Consider the following 23,827-nt stretch of genomic DNA (forward strand, 5'->3'; position numbering starts at 1 on the left):
GAGCGGCGAGTTACCCGGGCAGTGCGACGAGTGCCGTGTCGATGATCGAGACGAGCAGCTCCCGGTCGGGCACGGAGATGCTCATGACGCGCAGGCCCTGCACGGTCATGGTGAGGAACGCCGCGACGGCGTCCACGTCGGTCTCGTACGGGATCTCTCCCGCGGCCCGGGCGGAGTGCAGCGCGGACGCGAAGGCGGCTCGGGTGGCGTTGATGGCGTCCCGTGCGATGCGGGCCGCGCTGTGGTCCCGCGCGGCCCGCTCGACGATCGCCCCCACGAGGAGGCAGCCGGGGCGCTCCGCGTCGGTCAGCGAGCCCTCGACACGCTCCAGCAGCAGGGCGCGCACGGCCTGCCGGACCGGCACCCGCCTCGCGAGCTGATCGCGGAGGTGGCGGTTGGTGGTGTCGACGTAGTGGCGCAGGGACCGCTCGTACACCTCCTGCTTGCTGCCGAAGGCGGCATAGAGCGAGCCGCGCCCCAGGCCGGTGACTTCGCACAGATCCGCGATCGAGGTCGCTTCGTACCCCTTCGTCCAGAACAGCTGCATGATCTTGAGCAGGGCCTCGTCGGTCGCGAAGCTGCGCTGTCTCGTCATGGCTCGACCGTATGAAGTCTGGAACGAGCGGTCAAGTAAATGTCGTTCGATGGTAGTGATTTCAGTCAGTACATGGCTGGAATTCCCGCATGTGGCGGCGATTTAAGGTGAGTTGAGCGATACGCCCTTCTCGTTTACTGGACTGATCGATCCAGCATGGTTAGCGTCTGGACCCATCGCTCCGGCTGTCGCCGCCGCTCGGTGCCTCACTTCGCCGAGGACTTGCGCGTGTTCGGGTGCCCGAGAGGCCCGTTACGGGCCGGGGCCGGCCGCAGCCCTTGCATCCTCTTGCAGCGCCTCACTCCGCCCTTGGAGCGTTCCCGTGCCCATTGCCCTGTTTGTCCTGGGTCTGACGATCTTCGGCCTAGGCACCACCGAATTCATGATCGCCGGGCTCCTGCCGGAGATGGCCGAAGCGTTCGGCGTCTCCATCCCCGCCGCGGGCGTCCTGATCTCCGCGTTCGCCGTGGGCGCCGCCGTCGGTGCGCCGGCCGTGGCGCTGGTCTCCGCACGGCTGCCCAAGAAGGCCACGCTCGTGGTGATCCTCATCGTCTTCCTCGTCGGTCAGACCATGGCGGCCACGGCGCAGAGCTACAACGTGCTCCTGGTCGCCCGGGTGGTCACCGCCGTGGTCCAGAGCGCCTTCTTCGGCATCGGCGCCGTGGTGGCCGCGGACCTCGTGCCGCCCTCCAAGCGGGCGAGCGCCATCGCCATCATGTTCGGCGGGCTCACCATCTCGACGATCGCCGGCGTGCCGCTCGGTGCCTTCCTGGGGCAGCACTGGGGATGGAGGTCGCCGTTCTGGGTCGTCAACGGGCTCGCCCTGATCGGCCTCATCGGCGTCATCACCCTGGTGCCCTCCCACAAGTCCGCCGAAGAGACCAGCATCCGCAAGGAGCTGGCCGCCTTCCGCAGCGGCAGGGTGTGGCTGGGCCTGGCCACGACCGCGCTCAGCCAGGGCGCCCTGTTCGGCTGCTACTCCTACATCGCGCCCCTGCTCACCGATATCACCGGCTTCTCCTCCGGCGTCGTCCCCGTCCTGCTGGTCCTCTTCGGCGTGGGCACCTTCTGCGGCAGTGCGCTGGGCGGACGGTTCGCCGACAAGAACCTCATGCGGACGCTGTGGATGGGGATGGTGCTGCTGGCGGCCAGCCTTGCGCTGTTCTCCGCGACGGCGCACAACAAGGTCCTCATGACCGTGACGATCGTCGTGTTCGGCGTGGCCGGCTTCCTCATCAACCCGGGGCTGCAGACCCGGGTGCTCAACGAGGCCAAGGGCGCCGCGACGCTGGCGAGCGCCAGCAACATCTCCGCCTTCAACATCGGCAACGCGGCGGGGCCGTGGGTCGCGGGACTGGCCATCAGCGCGGGCCACGGCTATCTGTCACCGAGCTGGGTGGGGCTCGTCTTCGCCCTCGGGGCGCTGGTCACCGCTCTGGCGGGCACGGCCGTCGACGCCGCCGAGCGCCGGCGCGGGCAGTCCGCGGGCGGTGCGCAGACCACCGAGGAGGCCGCGGCCGCCGCTCCGGCGAGCCCCGTCGGCTGAGCCGGCTCACCCTCCGCCGGCCCCGGGCCGGGAGGGTGCCACAGATGTGAGGCCAACCCCCGGGCCTCACGCCGGAAGGCTCCGGTCCGCTGAGCGAGCAGCGGACCGGAGCCGGCCGGGTCCCGGTCCTTTCCGGGAACCGGCGGACCTCAGACGTTGACGCCGAAGTCCTGGGCGATGCCCTGGAGGCCCGAGGCGTAGCCCTGGCCGACCGCGCGGAACTTCCAGTCCGCGCCGTTGCGGTACAGCTCGCCGAAGACCATGGCGGTCTCGGTGGCGGCGTCCTCGCTCAGGTCGTAGCGGGCGAGCTCCGCGCCGCCGGCCTGGTTGACGATGCGGATGTACGCGTTGCGGACCTGGCCGAAGTTCTGGCTGCGGGCCACCGCGTCGTAGATGGAGACCGGGAAGACGATCTTGTCGACGTCGGCGGGCAGGGCGGCGAGGTTGACGTTGATCGACTCGTCGTCGCCCTCGCCCTGGCCGGTGGTGTTGTCACCGGTGTGGACGATGGACTGGTCCGGCGTCGACTTGTTGTTGAAGAAGACGAAGTGGGCGTCGGAGTAGACCCGGCCGCCCGCGTTCACGGCGATCGCGCTCGCGTCGAGGTCGAAGTCCGTGCCGGTGGTGGTGCGGACGTCCCAGCCGAGGCCGACCGTGACGGCCGTCAGGCCCGGGGCCTCCTTGGTGAGGGAGACGTTGCCGCCCTTGGACAGGCTTACAGCCATGGGAATTGTCCCTTTCTGGTCAGGTCTGCGTCGGATCTGCAGCGCACCGCGGCACGCGGGTCACCGTCACCCTTGTTAACGCCGACCGAGGGCCCCGGGGTTCCATCCGGCTTTACCTTCTTTGCACATTCCTGACGCGGGCCCCTGACGCACGTCTCCGGCAGCCGTCCCCGTCCATGGCGCAAAACGGCGTGACGTGTCCCCGCTGACGCGGGATCATGGGGGCATGTCCGGCCCCTACGTCATCCGCGGTTCGGTCTCCCTGCCGGAGGCCGAGCTCCAGTGGCGTTTCTCGCGTTCCTCCGGCCCCGGCGGCCAGCACGTCAACACCAGCGACAGCCAGGTCGAGCTGCGGTTCGACCTCGCGCGCACCGAAGCGCTGCCGGAGGTGTGGAAGGAGCGCGCCCTGGCGCGGCTCGCGGGCCGGCTCGTCGGCGGCGTCGTGACCGTGCGGGCCTCCGAGCACCGCTCGCAGTGGCGCAACCGCGAGACCGCCGCCGTACGCCTCGCGTCGCTGCTCGCCGAGGCGACGGCGCCGCCGCCGAAGCCGCGCCGCGCCACGAAGATCCCGCGCGGCATCAACGAGCGCCGGCTGCGGCAGAAGAAGCAGCGCGCCGAGACCAAGCGCGGGCGCACCGGCAGGGATTGGGCGTAGGGCGCCCGGTTAACCCGGTTAAAGGGTCCCCCGGGCTCACCCCAGCTGCCGGTACTTCCCCTTGAAGTACATCAGCGGCCCGCTCTCCGTGCTCGGCGCCGTCGCCGTCAGCACCCTTCCGATCACCAGCGTGTGGTCCCCGGCGGTCACCCGCTGCTCCGTCCGGCACTCCAGCGCCGACAGCGCGCCCCGCACGACGGGCGCCCCGGTGGCCGCCCCGGGCGCGTGGGGGATGTCCTCGAAGAGGAGCCGGTCGCTGATTCTTCCCTTCATCGCGAAGCGCCCGGCGATGTGCCGCTGGCTTTCGGAGAGGACGGACACCGCCCACAGCGGCTGCCGCTCCAGAAGGTCGTCCATACGGGAATCGTTGCGAACGCTCACCATGACGAGCGGCGGGTCGAGCGATACGGAGAGAAAAGCGGTCGCCGTCATTCCGACGTCCTCGCCGCGCGGACCGTGCTCCGGGTCGTGCGCGGTCACCAGCACCACGCCCGCGGCGAGGCGGGCGAGGGCGGCACGGAACTCGTCGGCGCTCACCCCTTCAGGATGGGGTATGGCGGTCTCGTAGGGCTGAGTCGTCTGCAACACGCTGTGCACGCTAGCCCGGCCGCGGCACCCTCGCATCGGGCTGCAGGACCAGTCGGGTCCTAGGTCGAAAGGGTGCCGGAACCGTTCCGGAAGTTGTTCGTATGGGTTCAGGATGGCGTTCGGATCAGTGTCCGTACGGTTCCGGATTTGCGTTCACGAAGCATAAGGACTTCTTGTCCCGCCAGTAGCGGGATCTCATCACGCATTGTGACATGAGTCACAGAGGGCCGTAATTGTTGACCCTGTGTACCGAGTGGTCAGCTCGCTGTGATTCAGTGGCCGTGGTAAACGGACGACAAGAAGCCTGGAGTTGCTGTCGAGGTCTCGGGGGAGAGCGAAGATGGAGACCGAGTCGGAGCCGTATGTCCGCCTGGCCACGTTGCGCGGGCTGCATCAGGTGGTGGCCGACCTGAACACGGCGCGAAGTCTCGCGGACACCTTGCAGACCGTCGCGGACGGCATCGTCACCGGGCTGGGGTACGAGCTCTCCGCCGTCAATCTCGTACGGCCCGACGGTGACCTGGTCGTGGCCGCCGTCGCCGGCAGCGCCGGCGCCGAAGCGCTGATGGCCGGGCGGGTCGGCTCGCGCGTCTCGTGGGAGCGGCGGCTCGCCATGGCCGACCAGTGGGGCTCGCTGCGCTTCATCCCGTACACGGAGGGCTGGGTCCTCGACAACGACGACGTGCCCCAGTGGCACACCGCCGGCCCGGCGCCCCGCTTCCCGGACGAGTGGCACCCCATGGACCGCCTCTTCGCGCCCATGTACACGGCGGGGACGGCGGGCGGCGAGCTCCTCGGCGTGATCTCCGTCGACAAGCCGCGCAACGGCCGCCGGCCCGGCGCCTGGGGCCGCGAGGCGCTCCAGATGTACGCCTTCCAGGCCGCCATCGCGATCAGCAACGCGCGCCTGCGGGCCAACATGCAGCGCGCCCTCGTCCGCCTGGAGCGCGAGCAGCAGGCCCTGCGGGCCAGTGAGGAAAGCTTCCGCCAGGCCTTCGAGTACGCGCCCAGCGGCATGGCCATCGCCGAGATGGGCGGCGACCAGCACGGCCGCCTGCACCGCACGAACGACGCCCTGTGCCGCCTCCTCGGGCGCTCCGCGTCCCAGATGCGCCGCTATTCGTTCTCCGACCTCGTCCACCCCGAGGACATCGGCACCCTCCTGCGCACCTCCGCCGAGGGCGGCCGGGCCGAGCTGCGCCTCGCGCGCCGCGACGGCACGTACGTCTGGGTGTCCCTGCGCAATTCGGTGGTGGCCGACGCCGCGGACGGGCCCCGCTTCCTGCTCACCCACGTCGAGGACATCGAGGAGCGCAAGCGGCACGAGCTCCAGCTGGCCCACCGCGCCAGCCACGACTCGCTCACCGGCCTGCCCAACAGCGCCGAGCTGCGGGCCCGGCTCAGCAGCCGGCTGTGCGGCCGGGCCCCGGGCAGCGAGCCGCACGCGGCGGCCGTGGCGGCCCCGTACGGCTGTCTCGACGGCTTCGCGGAGGTGGAGGGCGTCGAGGGTCCGGTGGGCGCCGTCCCGTACGGGCAGGACGTCTCCTACGCCCACGGCTTCGGCTCCGAGGGCGGCCCGGACCACGCGCCGGACTGCGGGCCCGACTATGCCCCGGACGAGTTCGGCTGCGGCACGCACGACCACGCCTACCCGGGGCATGTTCACGCCATAGCCCCGCCGGAGGACGGCCCCGACGACGGGACCAAGGGCCTGGCCGTCCTCTTCTGCGACCTCGACGGCTTCAAGGCGATCAACGACCGCTTCGGCCACCACACGGGCGACGCTGTCCTCATAGAGGTCGCCCGCCGCCTCAGCAACGGCGTCCGCGAGGGCGACACGGTCGCCCGCCTCGGCGGCGACGAATTCGTCGTCCTCGCCGACGGCCTCACCCAGGCCGACGCCGAGGACCTCGCCGTCCGGCTGCGCAGCGCCATCCTCCCGCCGATCAGGGTTGACGGGCGTGCGGTCCGGGTAGGCGCGAGTTTCGGCATCGGCTGGGCGGGCTGCGGAATGTCCGCCGACGAGGTGCTGCACTCCGCCGACCAGCGGATGTACGTCGAAAAGCGGTCGCGCGCCAAGGCAGGTCGGCGGGCGGGTTGAGGCGGCCCACGGCGAGGTGTCGCCGCGTCGCGGTAGTCTTCGCCGAACGCGGCACCGCCGCCTACCGTGAAATCGAACGCAAAGATTTGGCCAGTGGGCGATGGGCCCATGGGTTGGGAGTGACAGGGGATGACGGCCGGTAATAACGGCACGGGTACGCCGGAGAGCGAAGACCCGTTCGCGCACCTGTACCGCTCGGAGGGCGGCGGGTCCAACGAGAGTGCTCCGACCGCGCCGCAGCCGGGAGTTCCCCGCACTTCGTACAACCAGGTACGGACGGTCGGCTCACGCCAGTACGGCCCGCGCCAGCCGCAGCCGCCGCACGCGTTGCAGCCCGCCCCGCACTACGCGGCCCCGGAAACCCTCCCGGGCGGCGCCGCCCCCCGCCAGCCGGCCCCCACGGGCCACGGCGGCCACGGCGGCGGCTCCCGCCCCAAGCGGACGGGCCTGCTGGTCGCGGCGATAGCCGTGGTCGCGGTGGTGGCGGGCGGCATCACCGCGGCGATGCTGACGAACGGCGGCACGTCGGACGACGGCGGGAGCGATCAGGCGGCGTCGGGGGGCGAGGAGAAGAAGGACCCCAAGGGCAAGGACGAGGACAAGAAGCCGTCCAAGGAGCCGGAGAAGAAGAACCAGCCGAGCAATCCGTCGGCGGCCGGGAACCTGTTGCGGGATGCGTCCACCATGAAGCTGGTGGGTGGCGCGACCACGGACACGGAGGTCAAGGGCACCAAGTCCGCAAACGGTGCCTATGCGGTGGTCACCAATCAGACGGGCTCCGGTGTCGAGTGGGAGGTCGAGGTTCCGTCGACCGGCGCCTACCGGCTGTACGTCCATTACGGCGTTCCCGGAAAGGACGCCAACCTTGCGGTCGACGTCAACGGCAAGACCAACAGCCTGCCGATGCGCATGAAGATCTGGGGCGACACGAAGCCGGGCGACTGGCCCACCAACTGGCAGCAGAGCTGGACCCGCGTCGACCTGAACCAGGGCAAGAACACCATCAAGATGTACTGCGGCAGCGGCAGCGGCTGCGATTCGCACCTCGACCAGCTGTGGCTCACCAGCGGCGGCTGACGGTCCGGAGGAAACCCGCCACCGTTTCCGTCATGGCGGCCCGCGCAGGGGTCAGGTACTTGCGCGGGTCCGTGGTGGAGGGGTGGGCCTCCAAGAAGGCTCTTACCGCGCCGGTGAAGGCCTTGTTCAGGGCCGTGCCCACGTTGATTTTCGTCATTCCCGCCGCGACCGCGCGGCGGAGTTCCCCGTCCGGGACCCCTGACGAGCCGTGGAGGACCAGGGGCACGGGGACCGCGTCGCGGAGGGACGCGATCAGCGCGTGGTCCAGGGCCGCCGTGCGGTCCGTCATCGCGTGGGTGCTGCCCACCGCCACCGCCAGGGCGTCCACGCCCGTGTCCGCCACGTAGGCGGCGGCTTCCGCGGGGTCCGTCCGTACGCCCGGCGTGTGCGCGTCGCCCGCTTTTCCGCCGACGCGCCCCAGTTCCGCCTCCACCCAGATGTCGCGTTCGTGGCCCCAACGGACCGCCTCCCCCGTCGCTTTGACGTTGTCTCCGTAAGGCAGTTTCGAGGCGTCGAACATGACCGAGGTGAAGTCGTGGGCATGCGCCTGACGTAGGAGGTTCTCGCTTTCCACGTGGTCCAGGTGGAGGGACAGGCGGGCGGAGGACGCCGCGGCGACTGCTTTTGCCGCGGCGGCGATCGGTGCCAGTGCGCCGTGGAATTTCACCGCGTTCTCGGAGATCTGGAGGATCGCGGGGCGGCCCGCGGATTCCGCGCCCGCGGCGATGGCTTCCGCGTGTTCCACGGTGATGACGTTGAAGGCGCAAACGGCCGTGCCCGCGGCCCGGGCTTCCGTGACGAGTTCGGCGGTGCGTACGAGGGGCATGTGCCGTGCCTTTCCGCTCGCTGGGGGAGTTCAGTCAGGCCGCCGTGACCTTCACCCGCGGCAGCACGTCCTCATACGTCTCGGCGTCGAATTCGCCCGCCGTGGGGGCCTTTACCGTGGCGGCCGCCAGGGCCACCGCCCGGGTCAGGCGGTCCGGCCAGGGCAGGCCGTCCAGCCAGGCCGACAGGAGGCCGGCCGCGGCCGAGTCGCCCGCGCCCGTGGGGTTGCCGGTGAGGCGGCGGGGCGGGACCGCGCGCCAGGTGCCGTCGGGGGTGACGGCGAGGACGCCCTCCGGGCCGAGGGTCGCCGCGATGGCGTGGGCGCCGCGGCGGCGGGCGTCGAGGGCCGCCCGGAGGGGCTCCGTGGAGCCGGTGAGGGCGGCGAGTTCGGTGGTGTTGGGGGTGACCAGGTCGGGGCGGGCGGCGATGCCGCGGCGCAGCGGTTCGCCGCCGGTGTCCAGCAGCACGGGGACGCGGGCGGCGCGCGCCTGCCGTACGAGATGGGCGTACGCCCCCACCGGCACGCCCGGCGGAAGGCTGCCGCACAGGGCGACGGCGCGAGCCTCGCGCAGGAGGCTCGCGTAGGTGTCCGTGAAGGCGCCCCACTCCTCGGCGGTGACGTCGGGGCCGGCCTCGTTGAGCTGGGTGGTGTCGCCGGTGGAGGCGTCCACGACGGCGACCGTGCGGCGGGTGGTGCCGATGATGGGGACGAGGCGGTCGGTGATCCGCCCGCCGGTGCCGGGGGCGGTCTCCGCGAGGAGCCGGCGCAGGGTCTCGCCCGTCGTGCCGCCGGCGAAGCCCGTGACCACGGTGGTGTGGCCGAGGGCGGCCAGGACGCGGGCGACGTTGACGCCCTTGCCGCCGGCCCGTTCGGCGGCGGTCGTGACGTGGTGCGACGCGTGCGGCTGCAGCCGCGGAACGCGATAGGTCAGATCGAGCGCTGCGTTGAGCGTGACCGTGAGGATCACCGGCGTTTCCCTCCCTTGACCGAAGAAACCGAAGAACCGTGACCGTCGACCGCCAGCGATCATGCCAAAACAGCGGCGGCAGGCCCAGACCTCGGGACTGCCGCCGCTGTTCCGGCCGGCGTGCGACCGCGCGTCAAGAGCGGGAGGAATCAGTGCACTTGGGGACTGACCACCCAGTCGCCCTTGCGCATGACGCCCACCAGGTCGTACGAGGCGTCGAGAATGACCAGATCGGCGTCCTTGCCGGGCTCCAGGGAGCCGGTCCGGTCGGCCACGCCCAGCAGGCGGGCGGGGGTCGCGGACAGGGCGCGTACGGCGTCGCCCACCGGCAGCCCGTCGACCGTCACCGCGCGCTTGAACGCCGTGTCCAGCGTCAGCGTCGAGCCGGCGATCGAACCCGCCGTCGGGCCGCCGGCGATGCGGGCCACGCCGTCCTTGACCTCGACGCTCATCGGGCCGAGCGGGTACATGCCGTCGCTCATGCCGGCCGCGCCCATGGCGTCGGTAATGAACGCGACGCGGTCCGCGCCGGCCCGGGCGAAGGCCAGTTCCAGGACGGCGGGGTGCAGGTGCGTGCCGTCGTTGATCAGCTCTACGGTGATCCGCTCGTCCTCCAGCAGGGCGGCGATCGGGCCGGGCGCGCGGTGCAGCAGCGAGGGCATCGCGTTGAAGAGGTGGGTGGCGACCGTCGCGCCCGCCTCGATGGCGTCCAGGGTCGCCTCGTACGAGGAGTCCGTGTGGCCCACGGCCGCGATCACGCCGAGGTCGGCGAGGAGGCGGACCGAGTCCAGGCCGCCCGCCAGCTCAGGGGCCAGCGTCATCATGCGGGCCGCGCCGCGCGCCGCGTCGACGAGCTTGCGGACGTCCGCCGGGTGCGGATCGCGCAGCAGCTCCGGCTGGTGGGCGCCGCAGCGGTGCGGGGAGATGAACGGGCCTTCGAAGTGGATGCCCGCCAGGTCGCCCTGCTCGGTCAGCTCGGACAGGACGGCCGCCTGCCGGGCGACGTCGTCCAGGTCGCCGGTGACGGTGGAGGCGACCATCGTCGTGGTGCCGTGCGCGCGGTGCGTACGGATGGCCGTGAGGGCTTCCTCGGGGTCGCCCGCGGAGAAGGACGCGCCGCCGCCGCCGTGGACGTGCATGTCCACGAAGCCGGGGACGATCCAGTGGCCGCCCTTGCCGGAGAGGTCGAGCGTCGCTTGCTCGGCGGACTCGTTCGCGGCGATCCGCCGGCCCTCGACCGTCACCCGCCCGTCCTCGACCACGCCGGTCGGCAGCACCACGCGGGCGCCGGCGAGAACCGTTCGTTCGACCATCAGGCGGAAACCTCCGTGAGGTGGGTGGTGAGCAGGTCCCAGGCGAGCAGGCCCGCGCCCAGGCAGCCGGCGGCGTCCCCGAGGGCGGCCGGGATGATGCGGGGGAGCCGCTGGAACGTCATGCGGTCCGCGACCGCCGCGCGCAGCGGTGTGAAGAGGGTGTCGCCGGCCTCGGCGAGGCCCCCGCCGATGATCAGCGTGCGGGGGTCGAGCAGGGTGTGGGCGATGACGAGGCCGTCGGCGAGGGCGTCGACGGCCTCCTGCCAGACGGCGCGGGCGCGGGGGTCGCCCGCCTCCACGGCGCGGGCACAGTCCGCGGCGTCGGCGTCCGGGGAGCCGGAGGCCTCCGCCCAGGCGCGGCTGACGGCGGCGGCGGAGGCGACCGTCTCCAGGCAGCCGCGGCCGCCGCAGCCGCACGGCCTGCCGGCGGGGCCGGGGCGGACGGCGATGTGGCCGATCTCGCCCGCGCAGCCGTGGGCGCCGGCTTCGATGCGGCCGTCGATGCCGATGGCTCCGGCGATGCCGGTGCCGAGGGCGACGAACAGGAAGCGGTCCGCGCCCTCGCCGGCGCCGAGGCGCCCTTCGGCGAGACCGCCGGTGCGGACGTCGTGGCCGAGGGCCACGGGGGTGCCGCCCAGGCGGCGGCCCAGCAGATCGCGCAGGGGGACGTCGCGCCAGCCGAGGTTGGCGGCGTAGACCGCGGTGCCGGCCTCGGCGTCCACGATGCCGGGCACGGCGAGGCCCGCGGCCGCCGGGGGCTCGCCGTAGGCGGCCTCGCCGGTGGCCGCGAGCTCGGCGGCGAAGTCCAGGATCCCGGCGACCACGGCCTCCGGCCCCTGCTCCCGCCCCGTGGGCCGGCGTGCCTCGTGCAACAGCTCGTGGTCCGGGCCGATCAGGGCGGCCTTGATGGCGGTACCGCCGACGTCGAGCGCGATGACGTGTCTCACGGGGACAGTGTCGCGCGTCCCCGGTCGAAAGGTCTAGTCCACTCACTCGTGGGTGGGTGTTTCCCGGCGGGCGGCGGGCGGGATTGGCGGGATTCACGGGCGTGGGCGCGATGCCGTGCGCGCCTCGGGTCGGTTCGGCACCGCCGGGTGCCTTGCCGGTGGTTACGCGCCGCCGCGGCGGGAGCGGATTGCCGGGCCCGGCAGCGAGACGAGTGCTCGGGCCGGCTAGCCGTTGAGGATCACGCTGCGCGTCAGGCCCCGCGGCCTGTCCGGGTTCAGGCTGCGGCCCTCCGCCACCGCCACCGCCAGGCGCTGCGCGCGGATCAGGTCCGCCAGCGGGTCCAGGCGGGCGCCGTCCGACACCAGGGCCCCGCCCGTGCGGGAGACGTCCGCCTCCAGGCCCGCCGGGGCCGTGCCCAGGATCCACGCCACCCGGCCCGGGCCCGTGATCGCCACCGGGCCGTGGCGGTACTCCATGGCCGGGTACGCCTCCGTCCACGCCCCTGCCGCCTCGCGCATCTTCAGCGCCGCCTCCTGCGCGAGCCCGTACGCCCAGCCCCCGCCCAGGAACGTCCACTGCTCCGCGGACAGCACCGCCCGCGGCAGCGGCTCGATCAGCGCCGTCTCCGCGTCCGCCGCCGCCTCCGCGACCCCCTTCACGCCCTCCGGCAGGCCTCCGGTCTGCTCCAGGCCCGCCCGCAGGAACGCCAGCGCCGTCGTCGCGAACCGCGTCTGGACGACCGACTCCTCGTCCGCCCAGTCCAGCACCGCCGCCTCGTCCGCCGCCCCCACCACCGGCGACGCCGGATCCGCGGTCAGCGCGAGGACCTCCCACCGCTCGCGCACCTCCGCGATCAGGTCGAGCACCTCCGTCGTCGTCCCCGACCGCGTGATCACCACCAGCCGGTCGTACGTCCGCGACACCGGGAACTCCGACGCGGGGAAGGCGTCCGTCTCCCCCTGCCCCGACCCCTCCCGCAGCGCCGCGTACGCCTGCGCCATGAACCACGACGTGCCGCACCCGGTCACAGCCACCCGCTCCCCGGGCCCCGGCATTCCGGCCGCGCCCGCCGCGGCCCGCGCCGCCCGCCGCCAGCAGTCCGGCTGCGTAGTGATCTCCAGGGAAGTGAGCGAGGGCGAGGTGAGAGAGGGCTCGGACATGCGCTTTCGTCTCCTTACACCGGCGATCTCCGTGTGATTCCCGTGCATAGCAGCCCCTGTCGGCCGCGGGAAGAGCGATACCGAAGCGAAACCGGAACCGGCTGGAACGTATGGTGGCCCGCGGGGGAAACTCACGGTCTCCAACACAAACCCCGAAGGTGGGAAGCAGTAGTGCAGCGGCGGCGGTTCTTGGGTCTGACGGCGGCAGGTGCCGCCACGGCGGCGTTGGCGCCCGCACTGACGGCGTGCGGCAGCGACGGCGGTTCGGGCAGCAAGACGCTGCGCGTCGTCGCCGCCGACTACGGTGACAAGGCGGCGAACAGCTCCCAGAAGTACTGGGACTCCCTCGCCCGCGCCTTCGAGGCCAAGCACAAGGGCATCAAGGTCGAGGCCACGGTCCTCAGCTGGACCGAGGTCGACAAGAAGGTCGCCGAGATGGTCGCGTCCGGCAAGGCCCCCGACATCGCGCAGATCGGCGCCTACGCCGACTTCGCCGCCTCCGGCAAGCTCTACAGCGCCGACCAGCTGCTGACCATCCCCACCCAGGCCGACATCATCGCCTCGATCGCCCGCGCGGGCGAGGTGGCCCGCGTGCAGTACGGCCTGCCGTTCGTCTCCAGCACCCGCATGCTCTTCTACAACAAGGCCCACTTCGCCAAGGCCGGCATAGCCAAGGCCCCCGAGAGCTGGGACGAGCTCCAGGCCGCCGCCAAGAAGCTCCAGACCGCCGGGGTCAAGATCCCGTACGGGCTGCCGCTCGGCCCCGAGGAGGCGCCCGCCGAGACCCTGCTGTGGATGCTCAGCGGCGGCGGCGGTTACACCGACCACGACGGCACGTACACGATCAGCTCCGACGAAAACGTCGACACCTTCAAGTGGCTGCGCGACGAGCTCGTCGGCAAGGGCCTCACCGGCTCCGGAGACCCCGCCCGCACCAACCGCCAGGAGGTCTTCGACGCCTTCTGCAGCGGCCAGGTCGGCATGCTCAACGGCCACCCGACGCTGATGAAGCAGGCCGAGGCCAAGGGCATCAAGTACGGGCTGGCCCCGCTGCCGGGCAGGTCCGGCAAGGCCAAGTCCACCATGGGCGTCGCCGACTGGATCATGGCGTTCAAGGCGGGCGGCCACCGCGAGGAGGCCGGCCTCTTCCTCGACTTCGTCTACAGCACCAAGAACGTCCTGAACCTCACCGGCCAGTACGACCTGCTGCCCGTGACCAGCAGCGCCTCCGAGAAGATGCAGGCCGACAGCAACAAGGCCCATCTGAAGCCGTTCCTGGAGCAGCTCGACAACGCCGTCTACTACCCCGTCGACAAGACCTCCTGGGCGAAGGTCAGCAAGGCCCTCAAGGAGAAGATCGGCTCGGTCGTCGCCAAGAGCGGCGACCCCGCGAGCGTCCTCGGCGAGATCCAGCGCGAGGCCGACGCCACGGAGCTGGCCGGCGCCGGCAAGTAGGCTGGCCGGCGTGAGCGACGCACAGCACGGCGAGCGGGAGCCCTCCGAGAAGGGCCCCTCCGAGCAGGAGCTTTCCGGGCTCGACCTCGCCGTGCTCGCCCTGGAGCGCCGGGCCTTCTCCGGGCCCGGTGCCAAGGAGCGGGCCGTGCGGGAGCGGCTCGGGATGACCCCGACCCGCTACTACCAGCTGCTCAACGCCCTCCTGGACGATCCGCGGGCCCTCGCCCACGACCCCGTCACCGTCAACCGGCTGCGACGCATCCGCGACGCCCGGCGCGAACGCCGGTAGCGGACGGGCCCCGCCCAGTAGGGTCGGTCCCATGGGCAGCCACCCCCTCCCCGTTCCCTCCACCCCCGCCGGCCGCGACGGGCTCGCCGCCCTCCTGGCCGGCCCGCAACGCGCCGTCGTGGCCCTCGACTTCGACGGGACGCTCGCCGAGATCGTCCCCGACCCCGAGCAGGCCCGCGCGCACCCCGGCGCCGTGCCCGCGCTGGCCCGGCTCGCCCCGCGGCTCGGGTCCGTCGCCGTGATCACCGGCCGCCCGGCCGCCGTCGCCGTCCACCACGGCGGCTTCGCCGGGGCCGCGGGCCTGGAGCACCTCGTGGTCCTCGGCCAGTACGGCGCCGAGCGCTGGGACGCGGCGAGCGCCACCGTGACCGCCGACGCCCCGCCCCCCGGCGTCGGAGCCGTCCGCACGGAGCTGCCGGGGATCCTGGCCGGCTCGGGCGCCGGCCGCGGCACCTGGATCGAGGACAAGGGCCGCGCCCTCGCCGTCCACACCCGCCGGGCCCCCCACCCGCAGGACGCGTTCGACGCCCTGCGCGAGCCGCTGCACGCCCTCGCCGACCGGCACGGCCTGATCGTCGAGCCCGGCCGGCTGGTGCTGGAGCTGCGCCCGCCGGGCGTCGACAAGGGCGCCGCCCTCACCTCGTACGTCCGCGAGAGCGGCGCGCGCTCGGTCCTCTACGCGGGCGACGACCTCGGCGACCTCGCCGCCTTCGCCGCCGTGGAGAAACTGCGCTCCGAGGGGCTGCCGGGGCTGCTGGTGTGCAGCGGAAGCGCCGAGGTCGCCGAACTCGCCGACCGGGCCGACCTCGTGGTCGACGGCCCGGCAGGCGTCGTGGACCTGCTGACCGCCCTCGCCGAGCGCCTCGGCGGCGCCTGATCCGGGGGAGCGCCGGGGCCGGGCCGGCTACAGCGCCCGCAGCTGGTCCGTGAACCACCGCGCCGGCGGCAGCGCCGTCGCCGCCGCGGCCAGCCGCTTCGTGCGCTCCGCCCGCTCCCCGGGGTCCATCAGCAGTGCCAAGTGCAGGGCGCGGGCCGTGGCCTCCACGTCGTACGGATTCACCAGGATCGCCTCGTCACCCAGCTCGGCCGCCGCGCCCGCCTCCCGCGACAGCACCAGCGCGCACCCGTGGTCGGAGACTACCGGGACCTCCTTGGCCACCAGGTTCATCCCGTCGCGGATCGGGTTCACCAGGGCCACGTCCGCGAGCCGGTACGCGGCCAGGGAGCGCGCGAAGTCGTCCTTGACGTGCAGGGCGACCGGCTCCCAGCCCTCCGTGCCGAACGCGGAGTTGATCTCGCGGGCGACCCGCTCCACCTCGGCCGTGTACTCGCGGTAGACGGCGAGGTCCTGCCGCGACGGGTAGGCGAACGCGATGTGCACGACCCGGCCGCGCCACTGCGGGTGCTCCTCCAGCAGCCGCCGGTACGCGTGCAGCCCCCGCACGATGTTCTTCGACAGCTCCGTGCGGTCCACGCGCACGATCGTCCTGCGGTCCGGCCCGCCGATCTGCGCCCTCAGCGCCGCCATGCGCTCCTCGACGTCCGCCCGGTGCGCCCGCTCGCGCAGGAAGTCCCCGTCGGCGCCGAGACCGTGCACGCCCAATCGCGTCACCCGCCCCTCGGACCACACCTCGGCCGCCCGCCCCTCGCCGTCGCGGACGACCTCCGCGCCCAGCACGTCCGCGCAGCACGCGGCGAACGCCTCGGCCCAGCGCGGGGTCAGGAACGCGGCCCGGTCGCCGCCGAGCACGCCGCGCAGCAGCTGCCCGGCCACGTCGTCCGGCAGCATCCGGAAGTAGTCCGGCGGGGCCCACGGGGTGTGCGAGAAGTGGCCGATGCGCAGGTCGGGGCGGCGCGCCCGGAGCAGGCCGGGGACGAGCGCCAGGTGGTAGTCCTGCACGAGCACCGCGGCGCCCTGCGCGGCCTCCTCGGCGACGGCGTCGGCGAAGGCCGCGTTGTACGCCTCGTAGGCCGCCCACTGCTCCCGGAACGCCTTGTCGAAGACGGGCTCCAGGGGCGTCTGGTAGAGCATGTGGTGCACGAACCACAGCACTGAATTGGCGATGCCGTTGTACGCGGCGGCGAACGTACCGGGCGGGATGTCCAGCATCCGTACGCGGTGCCCGCCGGTGTCTTCCGGGGCGAGTCTCCGGCCGGCCGCGCGGGCCGCCTCGCGGTCGCCCTCCCCGAGCGCCGCGCACACCCACACGGCTCCGGCCTCGCGCTCGATGGAGCTGAGCCCGGAGACGAGCCCCCCGCCGCCCCGCCCGGCCACGAGGGCGCCGTCGGGGCCGCGCCGGTACGAGACCGGGCCGCGGTTGGAGGCGACCACGATCGGTGCGGCGGCGGCGTTGTCGTCGTCGATCGATGCGGTGGGCACGTGCTCAGCGACCATGTGCCCAGCCTTGCCCCCGGGTGAACCGCTCAAACGTACGCTTACGCGGCGTGTCGCTTCGCGTACTCGGGTATGCCGGCCATCGGCGGGCGCTCCTCGGTGTCCACCGCGTACGTGCGCGGAACGAACCCTTCCGCGGTGCGCTCGAACTGCGTGAGCGCAGGTCGCACCAGGTGCCCGCGGGCCAGCCGGAGCTGCGCGGTGCGGTAGATCGCGGCGGCCATCCGGCCGAGCGCCTGCCCGTCCTGGTGGCGGTGCTTGCGCACGCCCACGTCCACCTGGGCCAGCGCGTCCAGCCCCACGGTGTGCAGCGCGTCCACCAGAAGGCCCAGTTCCACGCCGTAGCCGACGGGGAAGGGCAGCTGTTCGAGCAGCGACCGGCGGGCCGCGTACTCGCCGCCCAGCGGCTGCACGAAGCCGGCCAGCTGCGGCCAGTGCAGGTTGAGCAGGGGGCGGGCGACGAGCTCGGTGACCCGGCCGCCCTGGCCCGCGGACCTTGCGGCACCGGGGACGTCGAACTCCGGGCCCAGCGGGCGGTCGTACATCGCCTTGACGAACTGCACGCCCGGGTCGGTCAGCAGCGGACCGACGATCCCGGACACGAAATCCGCCGAGAACTCGCGCAGGTCGGCGTCCACGAAGGCCACGACGTCGCCCGTCGTCGCGAGCAGCGAGCGCCAGAGGACCTCGCCCTTGCCGGGCACGGCGGGCAGGCCGGGCAGCAGCTCGTCGCGGTGCACCACGCGCGCCCCGGCCGCCGCGGCCACCTCGGCCGTACGGTCCGTGGAGCCCGAGTCCACGACCACCAGCTCGTCCACCAGCGGCACCGCGTCCGTCATCAGCTCGCGGCGGATCACCGCCACGATCGCGCCCACCGTCGGCTCTTCGTTCAGCGCGGGCAGGACGACGCTCACCGTCGTGCCGGACTCCCGTTTGGCGGCCAGAAGCACGTCGAGCGGACGATCAGCAGCCGACCAGGACCGCTCGGCCAGCCAGCGCTCCACCTCTTCCAGCACGTGTACGACTCCTCGTTGTGATGCGCTGCCGCGATGCGCTGTGACGCATCTCGCCTTACGGACGGCCCTCTCAACGGGCCATCGCTTCCGTTACAGTCTTGAACAACGCGGACCGCCGTCCTATGTCGGGGTCACCGCGTGCCACAAACGCCTGGGCCCCGCCCAGCGCCATACCGCTCATCCAGAGGGGCAGAGGGATACGGCCCGTTGAAGCCCCGGCAACCCTCCAGCCGGTCTCCGTCGACATCGTTCGATGCGAGGCTCCCGGCGGGGAAGGTGCCAATTCCGTCTCGTGGCGACGTACGCCGCGAGGAAGATGAGGAGAAAGGGCCTCGCCTCCATGGCTGTGCAGTCTGTTGAACCCTCTACCACTTCTGTGGACCTCGGACCCGCCGCTGCGCTCTCCTGCCGCGAGTGCGGAGAGCGCTTCCCCCTCGGCCCCATTTTCGCCTGCGCCCTGTGCTTCGGCCCCCTCGAAGTCGCCTACGAGCTGCCCGCCGGCGGGCCCCGTCAAGCCGCTGAGCTGCGGCGGCGGATCGAGGCCGGCCCCGCGAACATCTGGCGCTACGCCCCGCTGCTGCCCGTCCCCGCCGACGTGGCGGACAAGCCCGGCCTCAGCCCCGGCTTCACCAAGCTCGTCAAGGCCGGCAACCTCGCCCGCGAGCTGGGCGTGACCGGCGGCCTGTACGTCAAGGACGACTCCGGCAACCCCACGCACTCCTTCAAGGACCGGGTGGTCGCGATCGCGGTCGAGGCCGCCCGCGCCTTCGGCTTCACGACCCTGTCGTGCTCCTCCACCGGCAACCTCGCCGGAGCGGTCGGGGCCGCGGCCGCCCGCGCCGGATTCCGGTCCTGCGTGTTCATCCCGCACGACCTGGAGGCCGGAAAGGTCGTCATGGCCGCGGTCTACGGCGGCGAGCTCGTCGGCATCGAAGGCACGTACGACGACGTCAACCGCTTCTGCAGCGAGCTGATCGGCGACCCGCTGGGGGAGGGCTGGGGCTTCGTCAACGTCAACCTCCGGCCGTACTACGGCGAGGGCTCGAAGACCCTCGCCTACGAGATCTGCGAGCAGCTCGGGTGGCGGCTGCCGGACCAGATCGTGGTGCCGATCGCCTCCGGCTCCCAGCTCACGAAGATCGACAAGGGGCTGAAGGAGCTCGTCGCGCTCGGGCTGGTCGAGGACCGGCCGTACCGGATCTTCGGCGCCCAGGCGGAAGGGTGCTCGCCGGTCTCGCGCGCCTTCAAGGACGGGCACGACGTCGTACGGCCCGTGAAGCCGGACACGATCGCCAAGTCCCTGGCCATCGGCAACCCGGCGGACGGCCCGTACGTGCTGGACATCGCGCGGCGGACGGGCGGCGCGGTGGAGGACGTCACCGACGCGCAGATCGTGGACGCGATCCGGCTGCTCGCGCGGACGGAGGGGATCTTCGCGGAGACGGCGGGCGGGGTGACGGTGGGGGTGACGAAGAAGCTGATCGAGGACGGGGTGCTGGATCCGGCGCTGACCACGGTCGTGCTCAACACGGGGGACGGGCTCAAGACGCTTGATGCCGTTGCGGCCGGGCCGGCGGCGACGATCCGGCCGTCGCTGGAGGCGTTCCGCGCCGCGGGGCTGTCCGGCCGCTGACGTCAGCCGCCCCCACTTCTTGTTCCTACGCACCCCGAAGGTGAGTACACCCATGAGCGTCACCGTTCGTATCCCCACCATCCTGCGCACCTACACCGGTGGTCAGGCCGAGGTCTCCGCCGAGGGGGCGACCCTCGCCGACGTCCTCCAGTCCCTGGAGGAGAACCACACCGGCATCGCCGCCCGCGTGCTCGACGACAGCGGCAAGCTGCGCCGCTTCGTGAACGTCTACGTCAACGACGACGACGTCCGCTTCGAGCAGGGCCTTCAGACGCCCACCCCCGACGGCTCCGCCGTCTCCGTCATCCCTGCCGTCGCCGGCGGCTGAGGTTTCACAGGGTTCTTCCGTTATTGCCGCACGACGGCCCCGGAATCGCCCCGACCGCAGTAGCGGACGGGGCGATTCCGGCTGTTGAGCGCGATACAGTTGAGGCGATCCCCGCCCGGCGTCAGTGCCGAACGCATATGAGAACCCGTCAAGTTGTGCGCGAAGTGTGTGCACGAAATGCCGGGTTGGTTGTGTTTTTCCCGGCCCGACTTGCCCTGAAATACCCGGAGTTCAGCCGTTTCTCTCGCTCGGCCATGCCCGGAATTCTCGTCCGAGTGACCTGTTGCAGACGGCATCCGTGCAGATACATTCAGCCGCGGTCGACGCGTTCCGGCGCACACCCACTGGGCTGCCAGGGGGTGAGGTCTGACCCGGGTCCGCGAAGTGCGGTCCTGCGCAAGGGCCAGTAATAGGGGAGTTAGGCATGGCTCAGGGCACCGTCAAGTGGTTCAACGCGGAGAAGGGCTACGGCTTCATCGCGGTCGACGGTGGTGCGGATGTATTCGTCCACTACAGCGCGATTCAGATGGACGGTTACCGCACCCTCGAGGAGGGTCAGCGGGTCGAGTTCGAGATCTCGCAGGGCCAGAAGGGGCCGCAGGCGGACATGGTGAAGCTGTCGCAGGTCTGACGCGGCGCATCGACCACCGGCTCGCTCGGTTTGCGGAGGGGTCCGCACCTCACTGAGGTGCGGACCCCTCGCGCGTGTGCGGGTGCCTGTGTATGGGTACGGCTCTCTCTTGCCCTCCGGCACCCCCGCCCTCCTCGTGCGAGGGGCGTACGTGTGGACCGCTTGCGCCCCCAGCTAACGCTGGGAGGTGCCCCCCTGTCACTTGCGGAGGGTCTGGAGGGTGAACCGCTTGCACTCGGGGTGGTCGAGTGCTAATCATTGGGCTTAGCACTCTCCGGGTGAGAGTGACAGATTTGGACCGTCGGTGAGGTCGGCGGACCGGGTGGGGCAAGGAACCGCCAGGTCCGCAGGCCGTCCGTCGCGGGCGCCAGCGCGGTCCGGAGAAATCCACCCCGTCCTGGGAGGACCACTTCACATGGCCAAGATCATCGCGTTCGACGAGGAGGCACGGCGCGGTCTCGAGCGCGGGATGAACCAGCTCGCCGACGCCGTCAAGGTCACCCTCGGCCCCAAGGGCCGCAACGTCGTCCTCGAGAAGAAGTGGGGCGCCCCCACGATCACCAACGATGGTGTGTCCATCGCCAAGGAGATCGAGCTCGAGGACCCGTACGAGAAGATCGGCGCCGAGCTGGTCAAGGAGGTCGCGAAGAAGACGGACGACGTCGCCGGTGACGGCACGACGACCGCGACCGTCCTGGCCCAGGCACTGGTCCGCGAGGGTCTGCGCAACGTCGCCGCGGGTGCCAACCCGATGGCGCTGAAGCGCGGCATCGAGAAGGCCGTCGAGGCCGTCTCCGGTGCGCTGCTCGAGCAGGCCAAGGACGTGGAGACCAAGGAGCAGATCGCCTCCACCGCCTCCATCTCCGCCGCCGACACCCAGATCGGCGAGCTCATCGCCGAGGCGATGGACAAGGTCGGCAAGGAAGGCGTCATCACCGTCGAGGAGTCCCAGACCTTCGGTCTGGAGCTGGAGCTCACCGAGGGTATGCGCTTCGACAAGGGCTACATCTCGGCGTACTTCGCCACCGACATGGAGCGTATGGAGGCGTCCCTGGACGACCCGTACATCCTGATCGTCAACTCGAAGATCTCCTCGGTCAAGGACCTGCTCCCGCTGCTGGAGAAGGTCATGCAGTCGGGCAAGCCGCTGCTGATCATCGCCGAGGACGTCGAGGGCGAGGCCCTGTCGACCCTGGTCGTCAACAAGATCCGCGGCACCTTCAAGTCCGTCGCCGTCAAGGCCCCGGGCTTCGGCGACCGCCGCAAGGCCATGCTGGGCGACATCGCCATCCTCACCGGTGGCACGGTCATCTCCGAGGAGGTCGGCCTCAAGCTGGAGAGCGCCGGTCTCGACCTGCTCGGCCGCGCCCGCAAGGTCGTCATCACCAAGGACGAGACGACCATCGTCGACGGTGCCGGCGACAGCGACCAGGTCCAGGGCCGCGTCAACCAGATCCGCGCCGAGATCGAGAACAGCGACTCGGACTACGACCGCGAGAAGCTCCAGGAGCGCCTCGCGAAGCTGGCCGGCGGCGTGGCCGTCATCAAGGCCGGTGCCGCGACCGAGGTCGAGCTCAAGGAGCGCAAGCACCGCATCGAGGACGCCGTTCGCAACGCGAAGGCGGCCGTCGAGGAGGGCATCGTCGCCGGTGGTGGCGTGGCTCTGCTCCAGGCTTCCTCGGTCTTCGAGAAGCTGGAGCTCGAGGGCGACGAGGCCACCGGTGCCGCCGCCGTCAAGCTGGCCCTGGAGGCCCCGCTCAAGCAGATCGCCGTCAACGGTGGTCTCGAGGGTGGCGTCGTCGTCGAGAAGGTGCGCAACCTGACCGTCGGCCATGGCCTGAACGCCGCCACGGGCGAGTACGTCGACATGATCGCCGAGGGCATCATCGACCCGGCGAAGGTCACGCGCTCCGCCCTGCAGAACGCCGCGTCCATCGCCGCGCTCTTCCTCACCACCGAGGCCGTCATCGCCGACAAGCCGGAGAAGGCCGCCGCGGCCGCTCCGGGCGGCATGCCGGGCGGTGACATGGACTTCTGATCCTCCCCGGATCACTTGTCCTGACGCTGTACGCACCCGAGGGCGGTGCCCCCCGCGAGGGGGGCACCGCCCTCGGGCGTATGCGCAGGCTCTGCGCCCGGCGCCGCGTTGAGCTCCCGCAGCGACGCGCGGCTCAGGCCGAACGCGTACGTCAGAACGAACCCCGCCGCGTAGCCCACCAGCAGGCCCGCCCCGTAGACGGCCGCCGCCCGGCCCAGGCCGTGGCTGCCCTGGAGGAGGGGGAAGAGGGCCCAGCCCGACGGGCCGATGGCGGTCGAGCCGACCCTGTCGCCCAGCTGGGCCAGCAGCCCCACGAAGCCCCCGCCGAACGCCCCGCCCACGCACGCCGTGACGAACGGGCGGCCCAGGGGGAGCGAGACTCCGTAGATCAGTGGCTCGCCGATGCCCAGGAGGCCGGCCGGCAGGGCGGAGCGGATCGTCCTGCGCACCGAGCCGTTGCGCGGCAGCCGCGCGTAGACCGCGAGCGCCGCGCCCACCTGGCCGGCGCCCGCCATCGCGAGGATCGGCAGGAGGACCGTGTGGCCCTGCTGCTGGATGAGGGTGGTGTGGATGGGGATGAGGGCCTGGTGCAGGCCCAGCATCACCAGGGGCAGGAACAGCCCGCCCAGGACGAAGCCCGCCGCCGCGCCGCCGCCGGTCAGCAGCCGGTCGGCGAAGTGCCCGATGGCCGTGGCGACCACCCCGGCCGCGTACATCAGCCCGTACAGCGTCACCAGGCCGGCCACCAGGACCGTCACCGTGGGGGTGACCAGGACGTCGAGGGCCTCCGGCACCCGGCGCCGGCACCGGCGTTCGACGTGCGCGGCGAGCAGCGCCGCGGCCAGCGCGCCGAGGACCCCGCCCTGGCCGGGGACGAGCCGCTCGCCGAACGCGGTCACCCGGTCCACGCCCGGGAAGACGATGACCGCCGCGACCGCGCCGCCGAGGACGGGCGTGCCGCCGAACTCCTTGGCCGTGTTGTAGCCGACGAAGACCGCGATCAGGGACATGAAGCCCGACGCGCACGCGGTCAGGGCCGTGGCGAGCGCGGGCAGCCGGTGCAGGTTGGTGAGCAGGCCGGCCAGGCCCGCCACGATGCCGCAGCCGATCAGGGCCGGGATCAGCGGGACGAAGATCTGCGCGATCCGGCGCAGGAACAGCTTCACCGGGGTCGCGTTGCGGGCCTTGCGCTCCGCCCGGATCGCCGCGCCGCGCTCGGCGAGGGCGGCGGCGGTGACGGGTTCTGCTTTCAGGGCTTCCAGGGCTTCCAGGGCTTCCGCGGATTCCGCGCGCTCCGCGTATCCGGCGAGTTCCACCGCGACCTCGGCCACCCTGCCCGGGCCGAGCACGACCTGGAGGGCCGTGCCGTCCTCGACGACGCCCAGGACCCCCGGCAGCGCCCGCAACTCCTCGCGCCGGACGGCCGACGCGTCCCGGACGGTGACCCGCAGGCGCGTCATGCAGTTCGTGACGGACGTGAGGTTCGCCGGGCCGCCGAGGAGGGGGAGGAGGAGCGCGGCGAGGGAGGCGTCCGGGGGCAC

At 72.1% G+C, this 23,827-nt stretch carries 22 protein-coding genes and 1 riboswitch; of the genes, 11 read left to right on the forward strand and 11 right to left on the reverse strand.

What is annotated here, in order from left to right:
• Positions 1–10: 10 nt before the first annotated feature.
• The gene (locus PS271_RS16570; protein WP_398382617.1) at positions 11–595 is read right to left on the reverse strand and encodes a TetR/AcrR family transcriptional regulator; all 585 of its coding nucleotides are present in this window, start codon (positions 593–595) and stop codon (positions 11–13) included.
• A gap of 322 nt (positions 596–917) precedes the next feature.
• Between PS271_RS16570 and PS271_RS16575 the strand changes: the two genes are divergently transcribed.
• The gene (locus PS271_RS16575; protein WP_398382618.1) at positions 918–2,141 is read left to right on the forward strand and encodes a Cmx/CmrA family chloramphenicol efflux MFS transporter; all 1,224 of its coding nucleotides are present in this window, start codon (positions 918–920) and stop codon (positions 2,139–2,141) included.
• A gap of 149 nt (positions 2,142–2,290) precedes the next feature.
• On the opposite strand, the gene PS271_RS16580 is transcribed toward PS271_RS16575, so the two are convergent.
• Complete coding sequence (locus PS271_RS16580) at positions 2,291–2,866, reverse strand: TerD family protein (protein WP_030367208.1); 576 nt, start codon at positions 2,864–2,866, stop codon at positions 2,291–2,293.
• A gap of 226 nt (positions 2,867–3,092) precedes the next feature.
• Between PS271_RS16580 and arfB the strand changes: the two genes are divergently transcribed.
• Entirely contained in the window at positions 3,093–3,521 is a 429-nt protein-coding gene (arfB, locus tag PS271_RS16585; RefSeq protein WP_398382619.1) for an alternative ribosome rescue aminoacyl-tRNA hydrolase ArfB, read from the forward strand.
• Positions 3,522–3,557: 36 nt separating this feature from the next.
• On the opposite strand, the gene PS271_RS16590 is transcribed toward arfB, so the two are convergent.
• Positions 3,558–4,118, reverse strand: a complete 561-nt coding sequence (locus PS271_RS16590; protein WP_398382620.1) for a flavin reductase — start codon at positions 4,116–4,118, stop codon at positions 3,558–3,560.
• Between the two features lie 331 nt (positions 4,119–4,449).
• Here PS271_RS16590 and cdgB point away from each other — a divergent pair, with 331 nt between their 5' ends.
• Both cdgB and PS271_RS16600 read left to right on the forward strand, forming a co-directional pair.
• A complete protein-coding gene (gene cdgB, locus PS271_RS16595) occupies positions 4,450–6,210 on the forward strand; it encodes a diguanylate cyclase CdgB (protein ID WP_398382621.1) in 1,761 nt (586 codons plus the stop codon).
• Positions 6,211–6,339: 129 nt separating this feature from the next.
• Complete coding sequence (locus PS271_RS16600) at positions 6,340–7,287, forward strand: carbohydrate-binding protein (RefSeq protein ID WP_398382622.1); 948 nt, start codon at positions 6,340–6,342, stop codon at positions 7,285–7,287.
• On the opposite strand, the gene PS271_RS16605 is transcribed toward PS271_RS16600, so the two are convergent.
• The 5 genes from PS271_RS16605 to PS271_RS16625 form a co-directional block, all read right to left on the reverse strand.
• Positions 7,271–8,113 carry a class II fructose-bisphosphate aldolase gene (locus PS271_RS16605; RefSeq protein ID WP_398382623.1) on the reverse strand — a complete coding sequence of 281 codons (843 nt, stop codon included), beginning with the start codon at positions 8,111–8,113 and terminating at the stop codon, positions 7,271–7,273. The genes PS271_RS16600 and PS271_RS16605 overlap by 17 nt on opposite strands.
• A gap of 34 nt (positions 8,114–8,147) precedes the next feature.
• On the reverse strand, positions 8,148–9,080 hold the full coding sequence (locus PS271_RS16610) for a 1-phosphofructokinase family hexose kinase (RefSeq protein ID WP_398382624.1): 933 nt from the start codon (positions 9,078–9,080) through the stop codon (positions 8,148–8,150).
• Between the two features lie 149 nt (positions 9,081–9,229).
• Positions 9,230–10,393, reverse strand: coding sequence for an N-acetylglucosamine-6-phosphate deacetylase (gene nagA, locus PS271_RS16615; RefSeq protein ID WP_398382625.1), 1,164 nt, complete (start codon positions 10,391–10,393; stop codon positions 9,230–9,232).
• A complete protein-coding gene (locus PS271_RS16620) occupies positions 10,393–11,340 on the reverse strand; it encodes an ROK family protein (protein WP_398382626.1) in 948 nt (315 codons plus the stop codon). Before PS271_RS16620 ends, nagA begins: the two co-directional genes overlap by 1 nt.
• A 225-nt stretch (positions 11,341–11,565) precedes the next feature.
• The gene (locus tag PS271_RS16625) at positions 11,566–12,501 is read right to left on the reverse strand and encodes an SIS domain-containing protein (protein ID WP_398382627.1); all 936 of its coding nucleotides are present in this window, start codon (positions 12,499–12,501) and stop codon (positions 11,566–11,568) included.
• 171 nt (positions 12,502–12,672) lie between these two features.
• Between PS271_RS16625 and PS271_RS16630 the strand changes: the two genes are divergently transcribed.
• From PS271_RS16630 to otsB, 3 genes are read left to right on the forward strand one after another with little or no spacing between them, the layout of a single operon-like run.
• Complete coding sequence (locus PS271_RS16630; RefSeq protein ID WP_398382628.1) at positions 12,673–13,956, forward strand: extracellular solute-binding protein; 1,284 nt, start codon at positions 12,673–12,675, stop codon at positions 13,954–13,956.
• Positions 13,957–13,966: 10 nt separating this feature from the next.
• Positions 13,967–14,245: a DUF3263 domain-containing protein gene (locus PS271_RS16635; protein WP_398382629.1), complete on the forward strand. Its 279-nt coding sequence runs from the start codon at positions 13,967–13,969 to the stop codon at positions 14,243–14,245.
• Positions 14,246–14,276: 31 nt separating this feature from the next.
• Positions 14,277–15,122: a trehalose-phosphatase gene (otsB, locus tag PS271_RS16640; protein ID WP_398382630.1), complete on the forward strand. Its 846-nt coding sequence runs from the start codon at positions 14,277–14,279 to the stop codon at positions 15,120–15,122.
• Between the two features lie 27 nt (positions 15,123–15,149).
• On the opposite strand, the gene PS271_RS16645 is transcribed toward otsB, so the two are convergent.
• Together PS271_RS16645 and PS271_RS16650 are read right to left on the reverse strand one after the other, a co-directional pair.
• Complete coding sequence (locus tag PS271_RS16645; protein ID WP_398382631.1) at positions 15,150–16,640, reverse strand: alpha,alpha-trehalose-phosphate synthase (UDP-forming); 1,491 nt, start codon at positions 16,638–16,640, stop codon at positions 15,150–15,152.
• Between the two features lie 41 nt (positions 16,641–16,681).
• Entirely contained in the window at positions 16,682–17,656 is a 975-nt protein-coding gene (locus PS271_RS16650; protein WP_398382632.1) for a glucosyl-3-phosphoglycerate synthase, read from the reverse strand.
• 174 nt (positions 17,657–17,830) lie between these two features.
• A riboswitch (SAM riboswitch) is annotated at positions 17,831–17,979 on the forward strand.
• On the opposite strand from PS271_RS16650, the gene thrC reads away from it, so the two are divergent.
• The 4 genes from thrC to groL all read left to right on the forward strand — a co-directional run bounded on the left by thrC (position 17,973) and on the right by groL (position 22,286).
• A complete protein-coding gene (thrC, locus tag PS271_RS16655; protein WP_398382633.1) occupies positions 17,973–19,289 on the forward strand; it encodes a threonine synthase in 1,317 nt (438 codons plus the stop codon). Its footprint overlaps the riboswitch before it by 7 nt.
• 52 nt (positions 19,290–19,341) lie before the next feature.
• Positions 19,342–19,617, forward strand: a complete 276-nt coding sequence (locus tag PS271_RS16660; RefSeq protein ID WP_398382634.1) for a ubiquitin-like small modifier protein 1 — start codon at positions 19,342–19,344, stop codon at positions 19,615–19,617.
• Positions 19,618–20,041: 424 nt separating this feature from the next.
• Positions 20,042–20,248, forward strand: coding sequence for a cold-shock protein (locus PS271_RS16665; RefSeq protein ID WP_120757026.1), 207 nt, complete (start codon positions 20,042–20,044; stop codon positions 20,246–20,248).
• Between the two features lie 415 nt (positions 20,249–20,663).
• Positions 20,664–22,286, forward strand: a complete 1,623-nt coding sequence (gene groL, locus PS271_RS16670) for a chaperonin GroEL (RefSeq protein WP_120757025.1) — start codon at positions 20,664–20,666, stop codon at positions 22,284–22,286.
• An 11-nt stretch (positions 22,287–22,297) separates the two neighbouring features.
• On the opposite strand, the gene PS271_RS16675 is transcribed toward groL, so the two are convergent.
• Complete coding sequence (locus PS271_RS16675; protein ID WP_398382635.1) at positions 22,298–23,827, reverse strand: PTS transporter subunit EIIC; 1,530 nt, start codon at positions 23,825–23,827, stop codon at positions 22,298–22,300.

It is taken from the genome of Streptomyces sp. SCA2-17 (genome assembly GCF_044336695.1).